This window comes from Microbulbifer mixtoriginis (SeqCode), assembly GCF_052467705.1.
Genome location: NZ_CP174322.1, coordinates 4731301 through 4751318 on the forward strand (window position 1 = coordinate 4731301; position 20018 = coordinate 4751318).

At 48.9% G+C, this 20018-nt stretch carries 16 protein-coding genes; 13 read left to right on the forward strand and 3 right to left on the reverse strand.

What is annotated here, in order from left to right:
- Positions 1-48: 48 nt before the first annotated feature.
- From rpiA to ACJJIB_RS20515, 3 genes are all read left to right on the forward strand, one after another.
- Complete coding sequence (rpiA, locus tag ACJJIB_RS20505; RefSeq protein WP_252083597.1) at positions 49-723, forward strand: ribose-5-phosphate isomerase RpiA; 675 nt, start codon at positions 49-51, stop codon at positions 721-723.
- 12 nt (positions 724-735) lie between these two features.
- Positions 736-1359, forward strand: coding sequence for a transglycosylase SLT domain-containing protein (locus ACJJIB_RS20510; RefSeq protein WP_444887404.1), 624 nt, complete (start codon positions 736-738; stop codon positions 1357-1359).
- A gap of 212 nt (positions 1360-1571) precedes the next feature.
- Entirely contained in the window at positions 1572-1952 is a 381-nt protein-coding gene (locus ACJJIB_RS20515; RefSeq protein ID WP_252083599.1) for a DUF4168 domain-containing protein, read from the forward strand.
- Positions 1953-2130: 178 nt separating this feature from the next.
- Here the strand turns inward: ACJJIB_RS20515 and ACJJIB_RS20520 are convergent, their stop codons facing one another.
- On the reverse strand, positions 2131-2445 hold the full coding sequence (locus ACJJIB_RS20520; RefSeq protein WP_252083600.1) for a helix-turn-helix domain-containing protein: 315 nt from the start codon (positions 2443-2445) through the stop codon (positions 2131-2133).
- Positions 2446-2897: 452 nt separating this feature from the next.
- On the opposite strand from ACJJIB_RS20520, the gene ACJJIB_RS20525 reads away from it, so the two are divergent.
- Complete coding sequence (locus ACJJIB_RS20525) at positions 2898-3932, forward strand: AraC family transcriptional regulator (protein WP_444887405.1); 1035 nt, start codon at positions 2898-2900, stop codon at positions 3930-3932.
- Positions 3933-4039: 107 nt separating this feature from the next.
- Here the strand turns inward: ACJJIB_RS20525 and ACJJIB_RS20530 are convergent, their stop codons facing one another.
- Positions 4040-5281 (reverse strand): OmpA family protein, encoded by a 1242-nt coding sequence (locus tag ACJJIB_RS20530; protein ID WP_444887406.1) that lies wholly within the window; start codon positions 5279-5281, stop codon positions 4040-4042.
- Positions 5282-5658: 377 nt separating this feature from the next.
- On the opposite strand from ACJJIB_RS20530, the gene ACJJIB_RS20535 reads away from it, so the two are divergent.
- The 5 genes from ACJJIB_RS20535 (at position 5659) to ACJJIB_RS20555 (ending at position 13760) form a co-directional block, all read left to right on the forward strand.
- A complete protein-coding gene (locus ACJJIB_RS20535) occupies positions 5659-6867 on the forward strand; it encodes an acetyl-CoA C-acetyltransferase (RefSeq protein WP_444887407.1) in 1209 nt (402 codons plus the stop codon).
- A 9-nt stretch (positions 6868-6876) separates the two neighbouring features.
- Positions 6877-9033: a 3-hydroxyacyl-CoA dehydrogenase NAD-binding domain-containing protein gene (locus ACJJIB_RS20540; protein WP_444887408.1), complete on the forward strand. Its 2157-nt coding sequence runs from the start codon at positions 6877-6879 to the stop codon at positions 9031-9033.
- A 141-nt stretch (positions 9034-9174) separates the two neighbouring features.
- Positions 9175-10323 (forward strand): acyl-CoA dehydrogenase family protein, encoded by a 1149-nt coding sequence (locus tag ACJJIB_RS20545; protein ID WP_444883005.1) that lies wholly within the window; start codon positions 9175-9177, stop codon positions 10321-10323.
- Positions 10324-10565: 242 nt separating this feature from the next.
- Positions 10566-11759, forward strand: coding sequence for a CaiB/BaiF CoA transferase family protein (locus ACJJIB_RS20550; protein ID WP_444887409.1), 1194 nt, complete (start codon positions 10566-10568; stop codon positions 11757-11759).
- Between the two features lie 465 nt (positions 11760-12224).
- A complete protein-coding gene (locus tag ACJJIB_RS20555) occupies positions 12225-13760 on the forward strand; it encodes a cryptochrome/photolyase family protein (protein ID WP_444887410.1) in 1536 nt (511 codons plus the stop codon).
- 242 nt (positions 13761-14002) lie between these two features.
- On the opposite strand, the gene ACJJIB_RS20560 is transcribed toward ACJJIB_RS20555, so the two are convergent.
- Complete coding sequence (locus ACJJIB_RS20560; RefSeq protein WP_444887411.1) at positions 14003-14419, reverse strand: VOC family protein; 417 nt, start codon at positions 14417-14419, stop codon at positions 14003-14005.
- A gap of 937 nt (positions 14420-15356) precedes the next feature.
- On the opposite strand from ACJJIB_RS20560, the gene ACJJIB_RS20565 reads away from it, so the two are divergent.
- The 4 genes from ACJJIB_RS20565 to aptA all read left to right on the forward strand — a co-directional run bounded on the left by ACJJIB_RS20565 (position 15357) and on the right by aptA (position 19756).
- Positions 15357-16142 (forward strand): outer membrane protein OmpK, encoded by a 786-nt coding sequence (locus ACJJIB_RS20565; RefSeq protein ID WP_444887412.1) that lies wholly within the window; start codon positions 15357-15359, stop codon positions 16140-16142.
- A 1-nt stretch (position 16143) separates the two neighbouring features.
- Entirely contained in the window at positions 16144-17505 is a 1362-nt protein-coding gene (locus tag ACJJIB_RS20570) for an NCS2 family permease (RefSeq protein WP_252083609.1), read from the forward strand.
- An 11-nt stretch (positions 17506-17516) separates the two neighbouring features.
- The gene (locus ACJJIB_RS20575; protein WP_252083610.1) at positions 17517-18080 is read left to right on the forward strand and encodes a phosphoribosyltransferase; all 564 of its coding nucleotides are present in this window, start codon (positions 17517-17519) and stop codon (positions 18078-18080) included.
- A 335-nt stretch (positions 18081-18415) separates the two neighbouring features.
- Entirely contained in the window at positions 18416-19756 is a 1341-nt protein-coding gene (gene aptA, locus ACJJIB_RS20580; protein ID WP_444887413.1) for an omega-aminotransferase AptA, read from the forward strand.
- The last annotated feature ends 262 nt before the right edge of the window (positions 19757-20018 follow it).

A 20018-nucleotide genomic window follows, 5' to 3' on the forward strand; every position in this document is an offset into this window, starting at 1 on the left:
AAAGAAATAGATAAAGCAGAAATAATTGCACAGGAAACTATCCAGCGTATGACCCAGGATGAACTGAAGCAGGCTACTGCTCGCGCCGCCATCGACTATATCTCCCCGCGCCTGGAGGCCGATTCCATCGTCGGCGTCGGCACCGGCTCCACAGCCAATTTCTTTATCGACTACCTGGCAGAGATCAAAGGCCAATTTGACGGCACCGTCGCCAGCTCTGAAGCCTCCGCACAGAGACTCAAGGCCCACGGTATCCCGGTCTATGAACTGAATAGCGTGGATGGCATGCAGTTTTATGTGGATGGTGCCGATGAGACTAACCCCGCCCTGGAGCTGATCAAAGGCGGTGGTGCGGCCCTGACCCGCGAGAAAATTGTCGCCGCCTGTGCTGAGGAATTTGTTTGTATTGCCGATGACAGTAAGTGGGTAGAGACTTTGGGCGATTTTCCCCTGCCGGTGGAAGTCATTCCCATGGCCCGTTCGCTGGTAGCCCGCGAGCTGGTAAAGCTGGGAGGAGACCCTGTCTATCGCCAGGGTGTAATTACCGATAATGGCAATGCCATCTTGGATGTGTATAACTTGAAGATCGAGCAACCCAAGGACCTGGAAGACGCAATCAACAATATCACCGGCGTTGTCACTAACGGAATCTTTGCCAAGCGCCCAGCGGATGTACTGCTGCTCGGCACCAGCTCTGGAGTGAAAACCATCACCGCTGGATAATCTAGAGACATTATGGAAAACAAGAATAAGAAACTGCTGGCGGCACTGTTGTGTGCCGTGACACTGAGCGCGGGCTGTGCCACAAGCCCGCCGAGCAACCTCGATAATATCTGCTCTATTTTTCGTGAGAAGAAGAGCTGGTACCGGGAAGCCAAGGCTGCCGAGGAGAAATGGGGATCACCTGTGGCCGTTATGATGGCTATTCTGCACCAAGAGTCGCGCTTTGTGCATGATGCACGCCCCCCCCGCACCAAGATCCTCGGCTTTATTCCCGGTCCTCGGCCCTCAGATGCCTATGGCTACGCCCAGGCACTCGGCAACACCTGGCGCGGATATCAACGTTCCAGCTTTAACTATGGCGCCGATCGAGATGATTTTGGCGACGCCATCGATTTTGTTGGCTGGTATAACAATACCAGTGCGCGCCGCTGCCAAATCCGCACTCGCGACGCTTACCACCTCTACCTGGCTTACCACGAGGGGCACGGCGGCTTTAATCGGCGTAGTTTTAAAAATAAAGCCTGGCTCAAGAAGGTTTCCCACAAGGTTTCGGCAAAAGCGCAGCGCTACCAGCAACAACTCAACAGCTGTGAGCAGTCTCTGCCAAAACGCAGGAAGTTCCTCGGCCTGTTTTAGCCCTGAGCCACTGCCGATAAAAATTGCTGCGGTGGCGGGGAATGGCGCCACAGCCGCTCTGAAACTGACTACCCTGAAACTAATGTCTCAGAGTTGATTGCCAACGCTTTCAATTACCGATGGATTCCGCAGCAACACCCAGGCATTTGAGCAGTGTGACTGGGTATTGCTCTGTAGAAGCAAAAGCGCCCCCCAACTTTCAGGAGTGCCCAATGAAATTCCCTTTTAAATATCTCGCTCTTTTCGCCTTGTTGCTCACAGTGCCCTTTGCGACCGCCCAGACAGCAACTTCACAGGCCGAGGCCCCAAAAGTCTCTTTCAGTGAACCTCAGCTCAAGCAATTTGCCGATGCCTATCGCTCAATCGTGATGTTGAGCCGGGAGTATGCCCCCAAGCTCAAGGCCGCTGCAGATATCAAAGAGGCTGAAGCCCTCAACAAGGAGGCGCAGGGCAAGATGGTCGCAGCTATAGAAAAGGCAGGGTTATCAAAGAGTAAATATCAGGAAATTGCCAGCAGTATTAAATCTAATCCTGCCCTACTGGAAAAGGTCAATAAAATACTGCAACAGGGACATAACCAAAAACCGCAGTAATTCCAACACAATATCTCACTGCACCGCCAATCTGCTCAATTAACAAATAATTGGATTTCGTCGCCGGCCACTGGTCGGCGCAACTTTTCAATTGTGCCTACGTGTTTGTGCTAATTCCGGTCAGCTGGTTTTCAGAATAAATAAGATGCTTTATTGGTGAGTATCCGCGAAGAAAAGGCTATTCGATGCTGACTCCCAGCACCCGACAGATCACCGATAAGTTGCTTGTTACCCAATTGCGGTCGAATGAGCCCCAGTCGTGAAGCCGGTAATAGCCATCATTATGGCGTACCCCCTCCTGAATAAACTCCACCTGTGTGCCGTGGCCTGGTAATCCCTTGGCAATAATGTCCTGAACCGTGCGTCGCGGCCACCCGGTTGCCTCTTCCAGGGCTGGATTGTTGGGGCGGGGAATCTGTTCAATCAGATAGGCGATCAACATACGCCGACAAATTGTCGGATTCAGCTGGCTTTCGACGGATGCTGACGGCATCGGGCCACTCCCTCATTGGCATGTTTAGGTTATTCTTATCTTATCTGACTTTTTAGTCTAATTTATAGCTACCCTACGAGACGCTTTATCCAAAAGCTGATCATTGGGTTTATTGGACCATTTATACTCCCTACGCCTGGAGAAAAACATAGTCAAATGATGGAGGACTTGCTCCTCACGCAAAGAGCGAAGAAAAGTGATATTGCTACGACCACTTACACTCTATCTGATAAGTGGTGGCGATAAATCAATGAACATACGCCTAACTTCGTGGAAAAAGCTGCAATAGCTACAGTTTTCATTAGCGCTCCTTTACCGTGCAGCTCGCCTGAGTTGCCCTTTTCTTACACCCGCTGGGGATAAACCTGACTTTCACGCTCGCTTTGCGCATAATCTCTGCTTGCACGTAAAAATTACACCCAGCAAACAAGATCACGTTGAGGGCTGAGACAGTGGAAAGCGAGACTCCCAAACTCCGCGATGCGGACCCAGGTATCCTCGCCGCAGTAGTTCGCGCCCAGCTGGTGGGCGCCCAGGCAGCGGGGCTGGATTGCCAACAGTTGCTGCGGGACAGCGGGATAGATCCCGCCCATCTTGAAGATTCCGACAGCCGCATCGGCCGTGAGCAGATGGCCAGTCTACTGCGCCTTGAGTGGGATTTATTGAATGATGAGTCAGGCGGGTTTTTAGCCCGCCCCTGGCTACCGGGTACTTTTGCCATGATGGGCCACGCCTGCATCAGCTGCCCCAACCTGCGGCGTGCTCTATTGCGCTCAGCACGCTTTATCAGCATGGTCAGCGACGACCTGCATATCAAGCTGGTAGAGGATGGCGAAGAGGCCAGGCTGATTATTCATCACAGCAACGAAAAACAGTTGCCTAATCAGATTTTCGTAGAGTCCATTGCCGTTATCTGGCTGCGCTTTTTCAGTTGGCTGATCGATCGCACCATTTTGCTCGAACGGGTGTTATTGGCCTTCCCGCCACCGGATTACAATGAGGACTACTGCGATATGTTCCCGTGCCGGCATTACTTCAACCAGGCTGAAACCTGCCTGGTTTTTAATACCCGCTATTTACAAATGCCGCTGGTGCGGGATGAGCAGCAACTGGCAGACTTTTTATCCAGAGCACCGGAGTGCCTGCTCACCCAATATAAATCTGACCACAGCTTTACCGGTCGTATACGCCGTATGCTGCAACAACAGAACAGTATTGAAAATCTCTCCCTCGACGATGTGGCTGCACGCCTGTTCACTTCCCCGCAAACGCTGCGCCGGCGCCTAAAAGACGAGGGCAACAGCTGGCAGGACATCAAAGACTCTGTACGCCGCGATATGGCCGTGTACCAGCTAAAACAGCAGGAAACCGCAGTGGCAGAAATCGCCGAACGACTCGGTTTTTCTGAACCCAGTGCTTTCAATCGCGCATTTAAAAAATGGACTGGCCTCGCCCCCGGCGCCTACCGCGAGAAATTTCGCAGCTGATTGCCAGTATTAAATTTCCAACATTAATGGGCGTTTTTTATCGCTTCATAAAATAAATAGCCCCACAGAAATGTAGGGCTATTTGCTTGCCAAGATTGTGAAAATATCTATTCGGTATTAACCACTCGTACACTAATACGCTCATTGTTCATCGGCTGCGGTGTTGTTTGCCCTGTCTCACTTTCCTGCACAGGTTTAGCGGATCCCATACCGGTGGCCGTCATACGATTAGCCGCAATCCCCTTTTGCAGCAACAGCTCCCGCACAACATCCGCTCTCTCTTGCGAAATTTCCTGCTCTTTAATTTCATTGCCCTCCCCTTGTACATGCCCTTCAATAGCAACCGTAAGCTGTGGGTTTTCCTGCATAATTTGTGCAAGTGCATCAATATCTGCAGACTGGGGATCAAGAATTTTTGCCGTGCCTTTTTCAAACTTCACTCGCAGAATAAATTCCTGGTTCGGGTCCCGATCAAAGCTCTTCAAGTAATCCCGCAAGTTACTAGAGAATTTATCCGGACCCAACTGAGCCTGGGCGCTATTTTCATTGGGAGGAGTATCGCCAGCAGGCTGTGAAGGCGCCTCCATAAAGGCTTGCTCCTGTGGAGTCTCAAAAGGTTGGCCTGCCGCTTCCTCCTGCCTACCCTTGTCCATGCACATATTTAAGGCATAGAGGGCAATTAGTACCACTAATAATGGAAAAAACCAGCTGCTAAAACTTACGGGCTTTTTCTTTTCCACATGGCCATGCAGGGCTTGTTCCCGAGGTTCCTGAGGCTTGGCATGGCCATGGGTAACCAGGGCGGCCCCCAGATTATCAAACCCTTTTACATCAAGAGCATCCAGGAGTGCATCAGGGACCTTGTTACGTAAAAACTCTCTCTGACCAATTAAAAATGAAGCCAAGTCAGAGACGTCCATTTTGTTGGCTTTTACCTGAGCGCCTAGCAGGGCCATCACCAGTGGCAACACCAACTTTAATAGGTGGCCACCTTCATTACCCGGCAGTTCTGTAGTGGCTACTTTGGTCACTTCTTCGACCCGGGTACCAAATACTTTTTGCAGCAAGGCATCACCGGCTGGCAGTGAGGCTTCCAACTTTGCCTTATCTGCAAACTGCTGCAAAACACTGGGGAGATCCGCAACTTCAGTGTCCGTAACCATATTGAACAAGTAAGCCATACCAGTTTTACTACTGGCTTTATTCAGCATGCCTGCAAGAACAAATGCAATTCCAGTATCCAGTGCTGACTGACCTTTCTCTGCCGGAAGGTTGAGTGCAGATGCCAGGGTACCGATACCCGAGGTGCCCAGTTGGCTCGCCGCCAGTTCCAGTAGATTCTCTGCCATAGTCGATCCTCACTGCCAGACAACCGCAAGCTAAAGCCACTCTTTAAATGGTGTTGGTGATGAATCAACCCAGATAAAGACTTTTTCCTGTGAGCCAAAACCCACAACTAAATTTTTCGGTGGGGCTATTGCGGCTTAAATACAATCTAATCGGCTGCTATTCGCTGGCCGAAAATAAAAAATAAAGCGCCTTATTTGAGTGTACGGCACACCACTCATCGAGTTAGTTTGATTTGGAATAAGTAAAGTAAAAAGATTCGCTGCATTAATTATCTGAGCTGACAACCACGTCACCCCCCCTGGCGTCTTTCATCATTGCGCCGAAACCCCACACAACTATGGTTGTACCCACAATCAAAAATAAAGAGGCCATAACCGTGCCCAGTGAAGCCTATATCTACGATGCAATCCGCACCCCGCGTGGCAAAGGAAAACCCAGCGGCGCGCTGCACGAAGTCAAACCCATCACCCTGCTCTCCAACCTGCTGCGCGAATTGCAACAGCGCAGCCAACTGGATACGGCCAGGGTCGATGATGTGGTAATGGGGTGCGTGACACCTGTCGGTGAGCAGGGCGCTGACATCGCCAAGGTCGCCACACTCAGTGCCGGTTGGGACTGGGATATTGGCGGCGTCACCTTAAACCGTTTTTGTGCCTCCGGTGCCGAAGCTGTTAATTTAGCCGCCGCCAAGGTCCGCTCTGGCTGGGAACAGCTTGTAGTGGCCGGTGGCGTTGAGTCTATGTCGCGGGTGCCCATGGGCAGTGATGGCGGTGCCTGGGCTATGGACCCACAAACCGCCATAGAAACAGGCTTCGCACCCCAGGGCATCGGAGCCGACCTAATTGCCACGCTGGGGGGCTTTTCCAGGGAAGATGTGGATAACTTTGCTCTGCACTCCCAGCGCAAAGCTGCAAGTGCCTGGCAACGTGGTGCCTTCAACAAATCCGTAATCCCCGTGCGGGACCAGAACGGCCTGTTACTTCTCGATCGCGATCAGTTGGTGCGCCCAGAAACCTCCATGGAGGGGCTTGCCAATCTCTCCCCATCTTTTACTGCCATGGGCGACCTCTGCTTCGATAGCGTAGCGATTTCCCGCTACCCCCAGGTGGAAGCTATCGAACACGTACATACCGCAGGAAACTCCTCAGGCATTGTGGACGGCGCCGCCGCCATTCTTATCGGCAGTGAGCAGGCCGGAAAAGACCTGGGCCTGACACCCCGGGCACGTATCGTCTCCGCCGCAGTCGTCGGCACCGAGCCCACCATCATGCTGACTGGACCCGCTCCCTCCGCTCGCAAAGCCCTCAGGGCTGCGGGCCTAAGCGCCCATGACATAGACCTGTACGAAGTCAACGAAGCCTTCGCTGCAGTAGTACTGCGCTTCCAACATGAATTGGATATCGACCCGCAGAAGATCAATGTAAACGGTGGCGCTATCGCTATGGGTCATCCTCTCGGCGCCACTGGTGCCATGTTAATTGGCACCGTGCTTGATGAATTAGAGCAACGTCAGTTGCGCTATGGCTTGATCACCCTATGTGTAGGTGGCGGTATGGGCGTGGCAACTATTATCGAAAGAGTCTAGGGGGAAAATATGAAATCTATACGCTTGGAAAGAGACAGCGATAACATTGTCCACCTGATTATGGACAACCCCAATGCCTCCGCCAATGTAATGGATCGGGATTTTACAGACTCACTACAGGCCGCGGTGGAGGAGATAAAACAGTGGGACTATGCGGGGATTATTGTTCGCTCCACTAAAAAAACATTTTTCGCCGGTGGCGATCTCAAGTCCCTCTATGCCGCAAAGAAAAGTGAGGCTCAGGAGTTTTTTAACTCTTGTGAGGCCCTTAAGGCAAACTTGCGCTGGCTAGAAACTCAGGGCAAACCTGTTGTAGCGGCAATTAATGGTGCCGCTCTCGGCGGCGGCTGGGAAATTGCCCTCAGCTGCCATCATAGGATCGCCTTAGAAGAGAACTCAGTAAAAATAGGGCTACCGGAAGTCACCCTTGGGCTGCTGCCTGGTGGTGGAGGCTGTGTACGTATGCCCCGCTTGCTAGGTATTCAAAATGCACTGCCCTTCCTGCTGGAAGGTAAGCAGATAAAAGCCAAGCAAGCATTGGCAAGTGGTTTAATCCATGAGACAGCCCAAAATGCCGGAGAGCTGCTCAATAAGGCTCGGGACCATATCCTCAGCAACAGTGAACAACCGAGCCTACAGCCCTGGGATCAACCCGGTTACCGTATGCCCGGCGGTGACGCCAAAAATCCTAAAAATGCCCAGCTGCTGATGATTGCCCCCGCCATGCTGGAAAAGAAAACCCACGGCTGTATGCCCGCTCCTGAAGCGATACTGGCGACGGTTATCGAGGGCGCCCAAGTGGATTTCGACACCGCGACGCGTATCGAATCGCGTTACTTTGTCGACCTCACTTGCGGTCAAGTAGCAAAAAATATGATCGGCACCTTCTGGTTTGCTCTTAATGCCCTGAAGGCCGGCACCTCTCTCCCACCAGCCGCACGCGAATCCAAAACCACTCCGGTTAAAAAGATCGGCATACTCGGGGCTGGAATGATGGGTGCCGGCATTGCCTATGCCTGTGCCAACAAGGGCATTGAGGTTGTGCTGAAAGACATTTCCACCGAGGCAGCCTTAAAAGGTAAAAACTATGCAGAAAAGGCACTGCAAAAACGTCTGGAGCGCGGCCGAACAGACGAGGCACACGTACAGACTATCCTGTCTCATATTCACCCAACAGATAATGCCGCCGACTTGAGCGGTTGTGAGCTGATCATTGAAGCAGTGTTCGAGGACCGAGAGTTAAAAGCCGAAGTTACCCGCGAGGCAGAAGCCCAACTGGATAGCAGTGCTGTCTTCGCCTCCAACACCTCCACACTACCAATTACCGGCCTGGCTCAGGCCTCTGCTCGGCCAGATAACTTTATCGGCCTGCATTTTTTCTCCCCGGCAGACAAAATGCCGCTGGTGGAAATCATCTGTGGTAAGCAAACCAGTGAAGAGACTTTGGCCCAGGCTTTCGCCTTCGTTTTACAAATCGGCAAGACGCCGATTGTTGTTAACGATAGCCGAGGCTTCTTCACCTCTCGGGTCTTTGGCTGCTTTACCAATGAGGGAATTGGCATGCTTGGCGAAGGGATAAATCCCGCCACGATTGAAAATGCCGCATCCCTGGCCGGATTCCCAGTAGGGCCTCTAGCTGTGAGTGATGAGGTCTCTCTCACCTTGATGGGAAAAATTCGCCAACAGACGATTAACGACCTGCAGAAGGAGGGTAAAAGTGTCCCCACACATCCTGCAGAATCTGTAATTGATCATATGCTGGAACTTGGCCGCGCCGGCAAGTTGGCGGGTGGCGGTTTTTACAGCTATCCAGAAGGGGGTAAGAAACACCTTTGGCAAGGCCTACAGCAGGAGTTTCCAGCGGCCAAACAACCCCCTGTTGAGGATATCAAGGAGCGCCTGTTATTTATCATGGCCATAGAGACACTGCGCTGCTACGAAGAAAAAGTGCTACGCAGCGTGCGAGAGGCCAATATCGGCTCAATTTTTGGTATTGGTTTTCCTCCCTGGACCGGCGGAGCCCTGCAATATATTAACCAATATGGCGTTGAAGCTTTTGTACAGCGCGCCCAAAAACTTGCCGAAATCTACGGGGACAGATTTTCTCCCCCGGAAACATTAATTGCACTCGCCGAGTCCAGAGAGGAGTTGAAGGATACCCATTAGTCACATAAAGACTACCAAGTCGCTGATGAGCGAGAAGACTCAGCAGAATTAACGGGGCTGCAACGGCCGGGCAGTCCCGCAATTGCACAAATGCGAAGAGTCTACAATTCCAGATAATAAAAACGAATGTTGGAGTTCAGAATGATACCGAGAACCGTTTACAACGAAGACCACGAGCATTTTCGCGATACCGTGCGAAAGTTCCTCGAAAACGAGGCCATCCCCTTTCACAGTCAGTGGGAGAAAGATGGGCAGGTCGATCGTGCTCTTTGGAATAAGGCCGGTGAAATGGGCTTTCTCTGCCCTCAAATCTCCGAATCCTACGGCGGCCTTGGGCTGGACTACGGCTATAACTCTATTATCGATGAGGAAATCGCCCGTGCAGGTCTTTCTGGCATCGGCTGGGGGCTGCACTCCAATATTGCCGTACCCTACATTATTAATTACGGCAGTGAAGAGCAAAAAAAGGAGTACTTACCTAAATGTATCAGCGGTGAAATTGTAACGGCCATCGCCATGACAGAGCCCGGCGCGGGTTCCGATCTGCAAGGAGTAAAAACAACCGCAATCAAGCGTGGCGATCACTATCTACTCAATGGTTCAAAGACATTTATAACCAATGGCCAGCACGCCGATCTAGTTATCGTTGTTGCAAAAACAGACCCCAGTGAAGGGGCTTCCGGAGTAAGCCTATTATTGGTTGATGCCAAATCGGAAGGATTCAAAAGAGGCAATAATCTGGAAAAAATTGGCATGAAAGCTCAGGATACCTCCGAGCTTTTCTTTGATGATGTCAGAGTACCCCAGGAGAATTTACTGGGAGCTGAAGGCCAAGGTTTTGTCTACCTAATGCAGGAATTACCACAAGAAAGACTCAGTGTAGCTATTTTTGCCATTGCCAATGCGGAAGCAGCATTAGGGTGGACTATTGACTATGTACGAGACCGCAAAGCCTTTGGAAAACCGATAGCCGCGTTTCAAAATACACAGTTCAAGCTGGCGGAACTGGACAGTGAACTCTCTGCCCTCAGAGTCTTTGTGGATCGTTGCCTGGAACTCCATTACGAGAAAAAGCTTGATGTAGCCACTGCAGCAAAAGCCAAATTACTCGCTACCGACTTCCAATGTAAGATGCTGGATGAGTGTGTTCAGCTCCATGGTGGATTCGGCTATATGTGGGAGTATCCTATTGCCCGATCCTGGGCTGACGCCAGGGTACAACGTATTTATGCAGGAACGAATGAAATCATGAAACTCATTATTTCCCGTGAAATTCTCCGTGATAACTAAATGCAATAACCCGGCGGTCTACACTATCGCCGGGTTCATCCTGCCACTGTATTAATAAGAGAACAATTAATCGCCGGTCCAATTTACGATTTCAACTACACCAATCTCTATTTGCCATCAACTAATAAATATAACTTTTCCACACAATTCGTTCATACTTGTCATACAAAAGATTAATTACATGTTTAACTTCTGAAAATTCCTTTACGTAAACCTCCAAATAATAATATATAAAATAAGCAATGAATAAATCTATCACCCCCCTGCAAGGCCTACGTATACTCGATTTCACCACCCTGCTTCCAGGTCCATATGCCACTATGTTATTAGCGGACATGGGTGCGGAGGTTCTACGTATAGAGTCGCCGAATCGTCCGGATATGCTTAGGGGGCTTCCTCCTATGATCGACAGTGAGGATCCCGTTTCCGCAGCTCATGCAACAATTAATCGCAACAAAAAATCTTTGGCTTTAGATTTAAAAAGCCATGAAGCAAAAAAAATTATTGAAAAACTACTTTCTGAATACGACATTGTCATTGAACAATTCCGCCCAGGAGTCATGGATAAGCTTGGTTTTGGCTATGAAGACCTCAGTGATATACGCACAGATATTATCTATTGTTCAATTACCGGATACGGACAAGATGGCCCTCTTAAAATGCGTGCTGGGCATGATATCAATTATCTTGCACTCTCAGGGCTCGCCAGCTATTCCGGTCGGCAGAGCAGCGGACCCAGTCTGAGTGGTATGCAAGTTGCCGATATTGCTGGTGGATCCCACCATGCAGCCATGGCAATTCTTGCCGCCGTGTATCACCGTCAACAAACAGGCAGCGGCGGCTATATCGATATCAGTATGACCGACTGTGCCTATGCTTTGAACGCCATAAGCGGAGCCAGTGCTCTCGCAAATGGTGGAGATCCTAAGGTGGAAATGGAACTGCTTAACGGTGGAAGTTACTATGATTATTACCGTACAGCCGATGACCGCTATCTATCCGTTGGTAGCCTTGAACCTCAGTTTGCCGAAGCTTTCTTTCAAGGAATTGGGCATCCGGATTGGATGGTTCGGGTACTAGAGAGCGATCAGCAAGAGAGCTTGAAACAAGATATCTCCGAGGTTATACAACAACGTAAGCTGAGTGAATGGATTAATATTTTCTCTGATCTCGACGCCTGCGTTGAGCCTGTTCTCAACTTTAGTGAAGCAACAGAAAGTAAATTATTCAAAGAGCGGCAAATGGTTGTAAACGCAAAGACCAAAAGTGACAGCCCTCTCCTACAGATCAACACGCCCTTCAAGTTTAATGGAAAGAAAAATATACAACACCAAGCAGGCTCCAAACTGGGTGCCGATAGCCGATCCCTACTGAGCTCACTAGGGTTTAACACTAAGGACATTGACCGACTAATTGCTCAAAAAGTTATCGTTTAGACCAACTCAAAAAACTGCCAGAGGAATAACATGATCCAGAATCGCCCAAACATTCAGATGCATAAGAAATATTTGAAGTAAAGCAGTGAAAGGTATTCGCTGAAGAACCGCTAAGCCTACAATTCAAGTCGTATTTACATCCTTCGGAGATCTTGAGGTTTTGATCAACTGTAAATGGTAGCAGTCAATTTTAAGGACTCTTAGGGTTTATGCCCCCCATGCTACTTCTCACTTAAATAGCGTCAATCAATAGGCAAAATAAAGCAACTATAACAACCCTAAACAGTGAACACACACTGTACACTATAATCATAAAATCAATGACTTTGGCGTAAAAGCGTAACTTCAATCTGCGATGAACTACTAAACTTTAGAAGTTATGAGACCTGAAAAGCATACAAGTAGCTTTACTCTTAACCAAATATAACCTTTTGACAAAAACTGTATTCCAAAAAGGCTTTCCTTTTGAAAACGCTACGATTAATACTCGGCGACCAGCTCAACCATAAGCACTCTTGGTATAAATCAAGCAGTCCAGATATTTTCTACCATATTGCCGAGATACGACAGGAGACAGATTACGCCATTCATCATATTCAAAAAGTGGTTGCCTTTTTTGAATCCATGCAAACGTTTGCCGAGTGGCTGAAATCACATGGTCATCAAGTCATTTACTATCAGATTGACTGCAAAGAAAATCGACAAAATCTTAAAGAAAATATTCGACAAATAGTTGCTCAGCTAGATATTCAGAGATTTGAATATCAACTACCTGATGAGTATCGTCTTGAAGAGCAACTAAATACAATAGTTCAAGAATTGCAGATAGAGTATAAAGCCTATGACACAGAACATTTTCTAACCACCAGAAACTACTTGAAGGATTTCTTTAAGGGAAAGAAAACTCTCTTAATGGAAAGCTTCTATCGCCATATGCGCAGGGAAAACAATATACTTGTCGATGAAAAGGGGGATCCTGAAGGAAACCAGTGGAATTTTGATAAAGGGAATCGAAAAAAATGGAGTGAAGACCCTCAAATTCCCCGACAATACCTATTTCGAAAGAATGTGGAAAAAACACTTAAACGTATCCAAGCCGCAAAAATAAAAACCATTGGTTCTATTAACGCCAAGCATTTTACCTGGCCAACAAGTAGAGAAGATAGCCTCAAAGTCCTTAACCATTTTTGTAAATATCTTTTACCACACTTCGGCGATTACCAGGATGCGATGGACCCCAACGAGGCCTACCTTTTTCATAGCCGCCTGAGTTTTTCTCTTAACTGCAAATTACTATCCCCCAGTGAAGTTATCAATCGCACTATTGATCATTGGAATTCCAACAAGAAGGAAATTCATATGAATCAAATAGAAGGGTTTGTCCGGCAAATTCTTGGCTGGCGGGAGTATATGCGCGGTATTTATTGGCAAGAGATGCCAAACTATACGAAGATCAACAAACTACAAAATCATAATTCGCTGCCCAATTTCTATTGGACAGCGCAAACGGATATGTACTGCCTTAAAAGCGCTATCAAAAACAGCCTTGAGCATGCCTATGCCCACCACATTCAGCGTTTAATGATAACTGGTAACTTTGCTCTTTTAACACAAACCGACCCAGACCAAGTAGATGCATGGTATTTAGGGATATATATCGATGCTATTCAGTGGGTAGAGTTACCGAACACTCGCGGTATGAGTCAATATGCCGATGGCGGACTGGTCGCAACAAAGCCTTATATAAGCAGTGGCTCGTATATCAATAAAATGAGCAACTATTGTGATAACTGCCGATACGATGTAAAGAAGAGAGTTGGTGAAGATGCATGTCCCTTCAATAGTCTTTATTGGAATTTTCTCTTAGAAAAGCGCAACTATTTTAAGAAAAACCCAAGAATGTCTATGATGCTCAGCCTCTTAGATAAATTGACAACGAAGGAAAAAAAAGATATCCAAGCTCAAGCCAATAGCTTCATAAATTCTTTAAGCTGCAATTAGAAAATCCTCTCTTCTGCTCCAGCCAAAAAGCTAAAATAAAATAACCTCGCAACCATCAACGCTTCAGGCAGTACTTTCACTTATGAGATGGTTTTCAAAAACAACTAAACAATAAAAGCAGGGAAAGAAAGGAAAAAAATAATAGGAGGTAAAAAATTTAAATTAACCCAAGATACAATACAAAAGACCATACGTATGGTACCTCGGGCTAACTCAATGTGTGCTAGCTGTGATCCATAACGCTATTTAAACATCAGCTCTGGATTCACCATAGTTTTCATTTCCAGCACATTACCGTTCGGATCTTCGATAAAGAAGGTTTCCTGTTCGTACTCACTGCCAACGAAGCGACGATATGGCTTATCCAAGTACTCCAGGCCAGCAGCTTCGATACGAGCTTTCAGGGCTTGGAATTCATCATCCGGCAGGTGAATACCGAAATGGGGAACAGCTACCGCTCCCATATCAACCTTATGGCGTACGTTCGGCAGCTTCTCTTCACTCTGATGCAAAGTAAGTTCATTGCCCCAGAAATCGATATCTACCCAACGCCCTTCTTCGCTGTTTCCAGTTTTACAGCCAAAAACGTCACAGTAAAATTTCTTGGCTACCTCAAGGTCCCCTGCGGGGATTGCAAGGTGCAAGCAATTGGATTTCATAAAACCTCCCACTCCCGGCCGCTCTTCTTCATCCCGCTGATTGACATAAATCACAAGCCAACACCCTGGGGGATAGATTTCTCAAGCAACCAATTGGTACATACGGGGTATAGCGACCCCAATTTATTATTTACGCCACCAGGGCCGATCAAGGGCTTCCCAGATGACATCCGGATAACAAGGCAGCTGCCAGAGCCCCGAGAGACACATATTGCACCTATTTATAGGGCGGTTCGTGAGTCTCTCCCACCAAGTGCTCAAAAAAACAACAGAAGGCGTAATCAGGTCACTACTAACCGGCAAGCCTTGAAATATCCTCCTAATTGAGTGCAGTACTTTAACACATGTGTTGCTGGGAAGAACTGACTCTGATTAATAACGAAGTTACTCACAAGTCACTCGTAAGTCACTCCTACATCAGGGCCCACTATTAAAAGAAAGCCTTACATAGAATCTTCACGATGCACCTCAATGGTGCATGCTAGTAGGATGACCCGTGCACAAGGTGTACTCAGCTCCGCTTAATACAGTTCCCTTCAGGTCTTTCCACAACGCTTTGCCTTACAAACTCTTGCACCTTATTAGTGCTCCCTGTACCACCTGGCGCCCTATTTGCAGGCAGCAAGTATTGGTCCACAACCTTTCCTTATTTAAAGTACCGATTCAAGGTAACCAAAAATCAGGCCAGCCCTTCAATAGGCCTTTTTCCCGGTTGTAGGCTTACCCAACCGCTAAAAGGTATTTAGTTTTTATTTTTAAAAATTTATTAGTACTTCATTGCTTTAAGGCTACTCACCTAGAGGCTATTGCTGAAAAAAAATACTGGAAAACACTCGGTAAACTCGGGTATATTCCGCGACTATTTTTTAACCAACTGCCGACCCAAGTGTCGGCCGCCAGTGCGGTTTCCGCCTGTCGCTGTAACAGAGGTAATACAATGAAACCAACCAAGCCCCTGCTACTACTGGCCTCCGGCCTGTTGTCTGTAGCTGCCCAAGCAGAAATGACTTGGAGCGATAACAGCCTCAGCCTGTTGTATGGCCGCGACTATGAAATGAACTACAGCCTGACCACCGATGATTCCGAGCGCTCTGTAGTGACCTTTGAACACGCCAGTGGCCACAGCTGGGGAGACCTGTTTATCTTTGCCGACTATCTGCATTCAGAAGATGGTTCAAAGGAGCTCTATTCAGAAATTTCTCCTCGTCTGAGCCTGGGGAAGCTCAGCGATCGTGAACTGGCTTGGGGGCCGGTAACCGACGTATTAGTGGCAACCACTGTAGAGCTGGGCAATATGGATGACCCCGATCACCTCACAGCAACAGGCCCGCATTTCACCAACGTTCTGACAGGTCTCGGTTTCGACCTTGCAGTTCCGGGTTTTTCTTTTGTCCAAGTAAACGCCTACCGCCGCGATAACGATGACAAGGCCAGCAACGAGCAGCTGACCCTGGTTTGGGCCATGCCATTTACCCTGGGAGACTCCAGCTTCGTATACGACGGTTTTATCGATTGGACCAGCGCCGCAGAAAATACACACCCAAGTATGAACTTTACCTCCCAGCTCAAGTGGGATGTGGGCGCCAATTGGGGTGAGCCGAAAGCCCTGTATGCCGGTATTGAATACGTGCATTGGAATGACAAATTTGGGTTCAAAGATGGAACCTTTAATACCGACTCCAACGAGCGCAATGTTAACCTGCTAGTAAAGTACCACTTCTGATATGAAACCCTCTGATATCCAAACATCAGCGACCCCAGGGTCTGGTATTCCCCAGGCGGGCGGCGACGCCTCTTTATTGGAAAAGCTGTTCAAGCTGTCTGAGCGTCAGACAAATGTTCGCCGGGAAGTGATTGCCGGTGTAACCACTTTCCTGACCATGGCTTACATCATTTTTGTAAACCCCAACATCCTGGCGGCGGCTGGTATGGATAAGGGCGCCGTGTTTATGGCAACCTGTCTTGCTGCTGCGATCGGCTGTCTAATTATGGGGCTGTACGCCAACTACCCCATCGCACTGGCGCCGGGAATGGGCCTCAACGCCTTCTTCGCCTATGTAGTGGTGGGCGAAATGGGCTATAGCTGGCAGGTTGCCCTGGGTGCAGTGTTTATATCAGGGGTAGTGTTCCTACTGCTTAGTATCTTTAAGTTGCGGGAATGGATAATCGACAGTATTCCCACCTCCCTGAGGCAGTCCCTGGCAGCCGGTATTGGACTGTTCCTGGCGATTATCGCCCTGAAGAGCTCAGGGATCGTGGTTGCCAGCCCCGCCACCCTGGTGACTCTGGGGGACCTTAAGTCTGTTGAAGCTATGCTGGCTGCTCTGGGCTTCTTTATTATTGTGGCTTTGTCCTACCGCCGTATGCTCGGCTCGGTAATGATTGGCATTCTCGCAGTTACCGTTATTGCACTGGCTATTGGTAAAGTAGAGTTCACCGGCCTGGTCTCCGCACCACCGAGCCTGGCGCCCACCTACCTCGAACTGGATATCGCCGGGGCATTTGAAGTGGGTATGATCAGTGTAATCTTCGCCTTCCTGTTCGTAGACCTGTTCGATACTGCCGGCACTCTGCTGAGTGTCTCCGACCGCGCCAAGCTTCTCGATGAAAACGGTAAGTTGCCGGGCATGGGCAAAGCCCTGATGGCAGACAGCTCCGCTTCTGTAGTCGGTTCTGTTCTGGGTTCGTCCACTACTACTTGTTACGTTGAGAGCACCGCGGGCATTACCGCAGGCGGACGCACCGGTCTGACTGCAGTGGTCTGCGCTGGTCTGTTCTTGCTGGCAACCTTCTTTTCCCCGCTGATCGGGATGATTCCCGCTTATGCGACCGCCGGAGCTCTGCTGTATGTCGGCGTCCTGATGACCTCCGGTCTGTCTTCCATCGACTGGGATGACATCACCGAAGCCGCTCCGGCGGTGATTGCGGCAGTAATGATGCCGTTATCATTCTCTATCGCTCACGGTATTGCTCTGGGCTTTATTGCCTACGCAGTCATCAAAACACTGAGCGGGCGCAGTAAAGACGTCAGCATCAGTGTCTACGTGTTAGCGGCTCTCTTTATTGCCAAGTTCGCCTTTTTCTGAGGGGTACACAGATGAAAAAGCATTTTATCAGCGCACAGCAACTGCTGATTGATTCCTACGCGCTTGCCGAACAAATCTATCAGAGCGGCTTCCGCCCTAATTACATCGTTGGTGTATGGCGTGGCGGCGCTCCGGTAGGTATCGCGGTACAAGAATTGCTTCATGTGATGGGTGTGGATGCGGACCATATCGCAATCCGAACTTCCTCCTACCTCGGTATCGGCGAGCGCGACAAGAAAGTCCGAGTGCATGGTCTGAACTACCTGATTAAGCGCCTTGAGTCCCACGACTCCCTGCTGATCGTTGACGATGTGCACGATTCCGGCCTGAGTATTGAACAAACAATTGAAGACCTGCGCGCAGCCTGTAAAAAGAACACGCCAGAGATTCGTATCGCAACGCCTTACTACAAGCCGAAAAACAACAAAGCGAAGCGCGAGCCGGATTACTTTATCCACAAGACTGAAGAGTGGCTGGTATTCCCTCATGAGATCGACGGCCTCACCCGGGAAGAAATCCTGGAGAACAAGCCTGAACTCGCCCCTTACGTTGACCGGATTGCTACCGCAGTCTGATCTTCTTTGTTACCGGGGACTCAAGTCCCCGGCACTTCCCCTTCTTTATCGTTGAGTTGTCAGTACCCTTACGACTCCTCTCGCTCCACCTCTTCCGGTCTAAAAACTACGCTAGAACCGACAAGCTACAATCAAGCCCCATACTTCAAACCTTTCTCAAAAGCCCCCACTTATGCAACTAAAGTTAGTTTTAGGCAATTTATTAAATAGAAAAGTTGGTCCAGAATTAAGAGGGCCTTGAATAAATTCACAATGTATCTTTAGGGCTTCAAGTGGTAACAACGAACTATTTAAAGATTGTCTAAGATAACTGTCCCAATTGTCGGAAAATAAAAATGAACGACAAACTTGCAGGGCTCAGCCAAACACAACTCGATGCACACTGGATGCCCTACACCGGTAACCGGCAGTTCAAACGAGACCCACGAATGATTACAGCCGCTGATGGGTGCTATTTCACCAGTGCTGATGGTCGCCAGATATTCGATGGCCTTTCAGGCCTGTGGACCTGTGGCGCGGGTCATAATCGAAAAGAAATCGCCAAAGCCATTAACCAGCAGTTGGAGACTCTAGACTTCGCCCCCTCCTTTCAGTTTGGCCACCCCGGCTCCTTCAAGTTGGCGGAACGAATCACTCGCTTAATGCCGGAGGGCCTCAATCGGGTATTTTTCACCAATTCCGGCTCTGAAGCAGTGGAGACCTCGCTGAAGATTGCCCGTGCCTATTGGCGCAAAAGAGGACTGGCCAGCAAGACCAAACTGATTGGTCGAAGTAAGGGATATCACGGAGTGAATTTTGGTGGAGTTAGTGTCGGCGGCATCGGAGCCAACCGAGCCATCTATGGTCCGGCGCTCTCCACCGCTCACCTTCCCCATACACTACTGCCGGAAAATCGCTTTAGTCGCGGACAGCCTGAAAATGGGGCACACCTTGCCGAATCACTATTAGAAATTATTGAGCTACACGATGCTAGCAATATTGCCGCTGTCATCGTTGAGCCAATGGCTGGCTCTGCCGGTATTTTACCCCCACCAGAAGGCTACCTACAGCGACTTAGAGATATTTGCGAGCAACACCAAATCCTACTGATTTTCGACGAAGTAATCACCGCATTTGGCAGACTGGGCACTGCTACAGGTGCAGAGCTTTTTGGCATAGTTCCAGATATTATCAATATCGCCAAGCAACTCACCAACGGAGTCATCCCCATGGGAGCCACGGTGGTGCAGCAAACGATCTATGAGACGTTTATGCAGCAAGGAGGAGCCGACTACCAGTTGGAGCTGCCCCATGGATACACTTATTCAGCGCACCCAGTAGCCTGTGCAGCAGCACTTGCGACCTTGGATCTTCTAGAGAGAGATAACCTTTTCAAGCACTCAGCAGAGCTTGCCTATCTTCTGGAAGAATATATACATCAGCTGAGCAACTTGCCTCTGGTTTACGATATCCGCAACTGTGGCCTAGCCGCCGCGCTAACGATTGAGAGAGCCCCAGGGGAGCCCTTATTACACCCATTCCGCATTGCCTTAAAGATGTGGGAGAAAGGCTTTTATGTTCGCTATAGCGGAGACACCATTCAATTGGGCATGCCATTTATTACACGCCGTGAAGAGATTGATGGACTGGTAAACGCCCTCGCTGAGTCTGTTCTTGAAGTTGCTAACGGTCAATAGCGTTTTTATTCTGTTAGCGGCTTCCCCCCTTGCTAAACAGCAATTCACCCCATAAGAACAACCCCTTAACGCTCAAGCCCTGCTAATAAAATAATCCCGAATCTACATGGGATATAATTTTGAAGACTAACCCACTTTAACCGCTTTTTATTTGGGCCATTTCATCTATTTATTGTATAGCACCAATAGTAAGATTCTCGGTGCATAAATTGCGGACCAATATAGAATCATAGCAATAACAACTAACCGATCGGTGAGACCA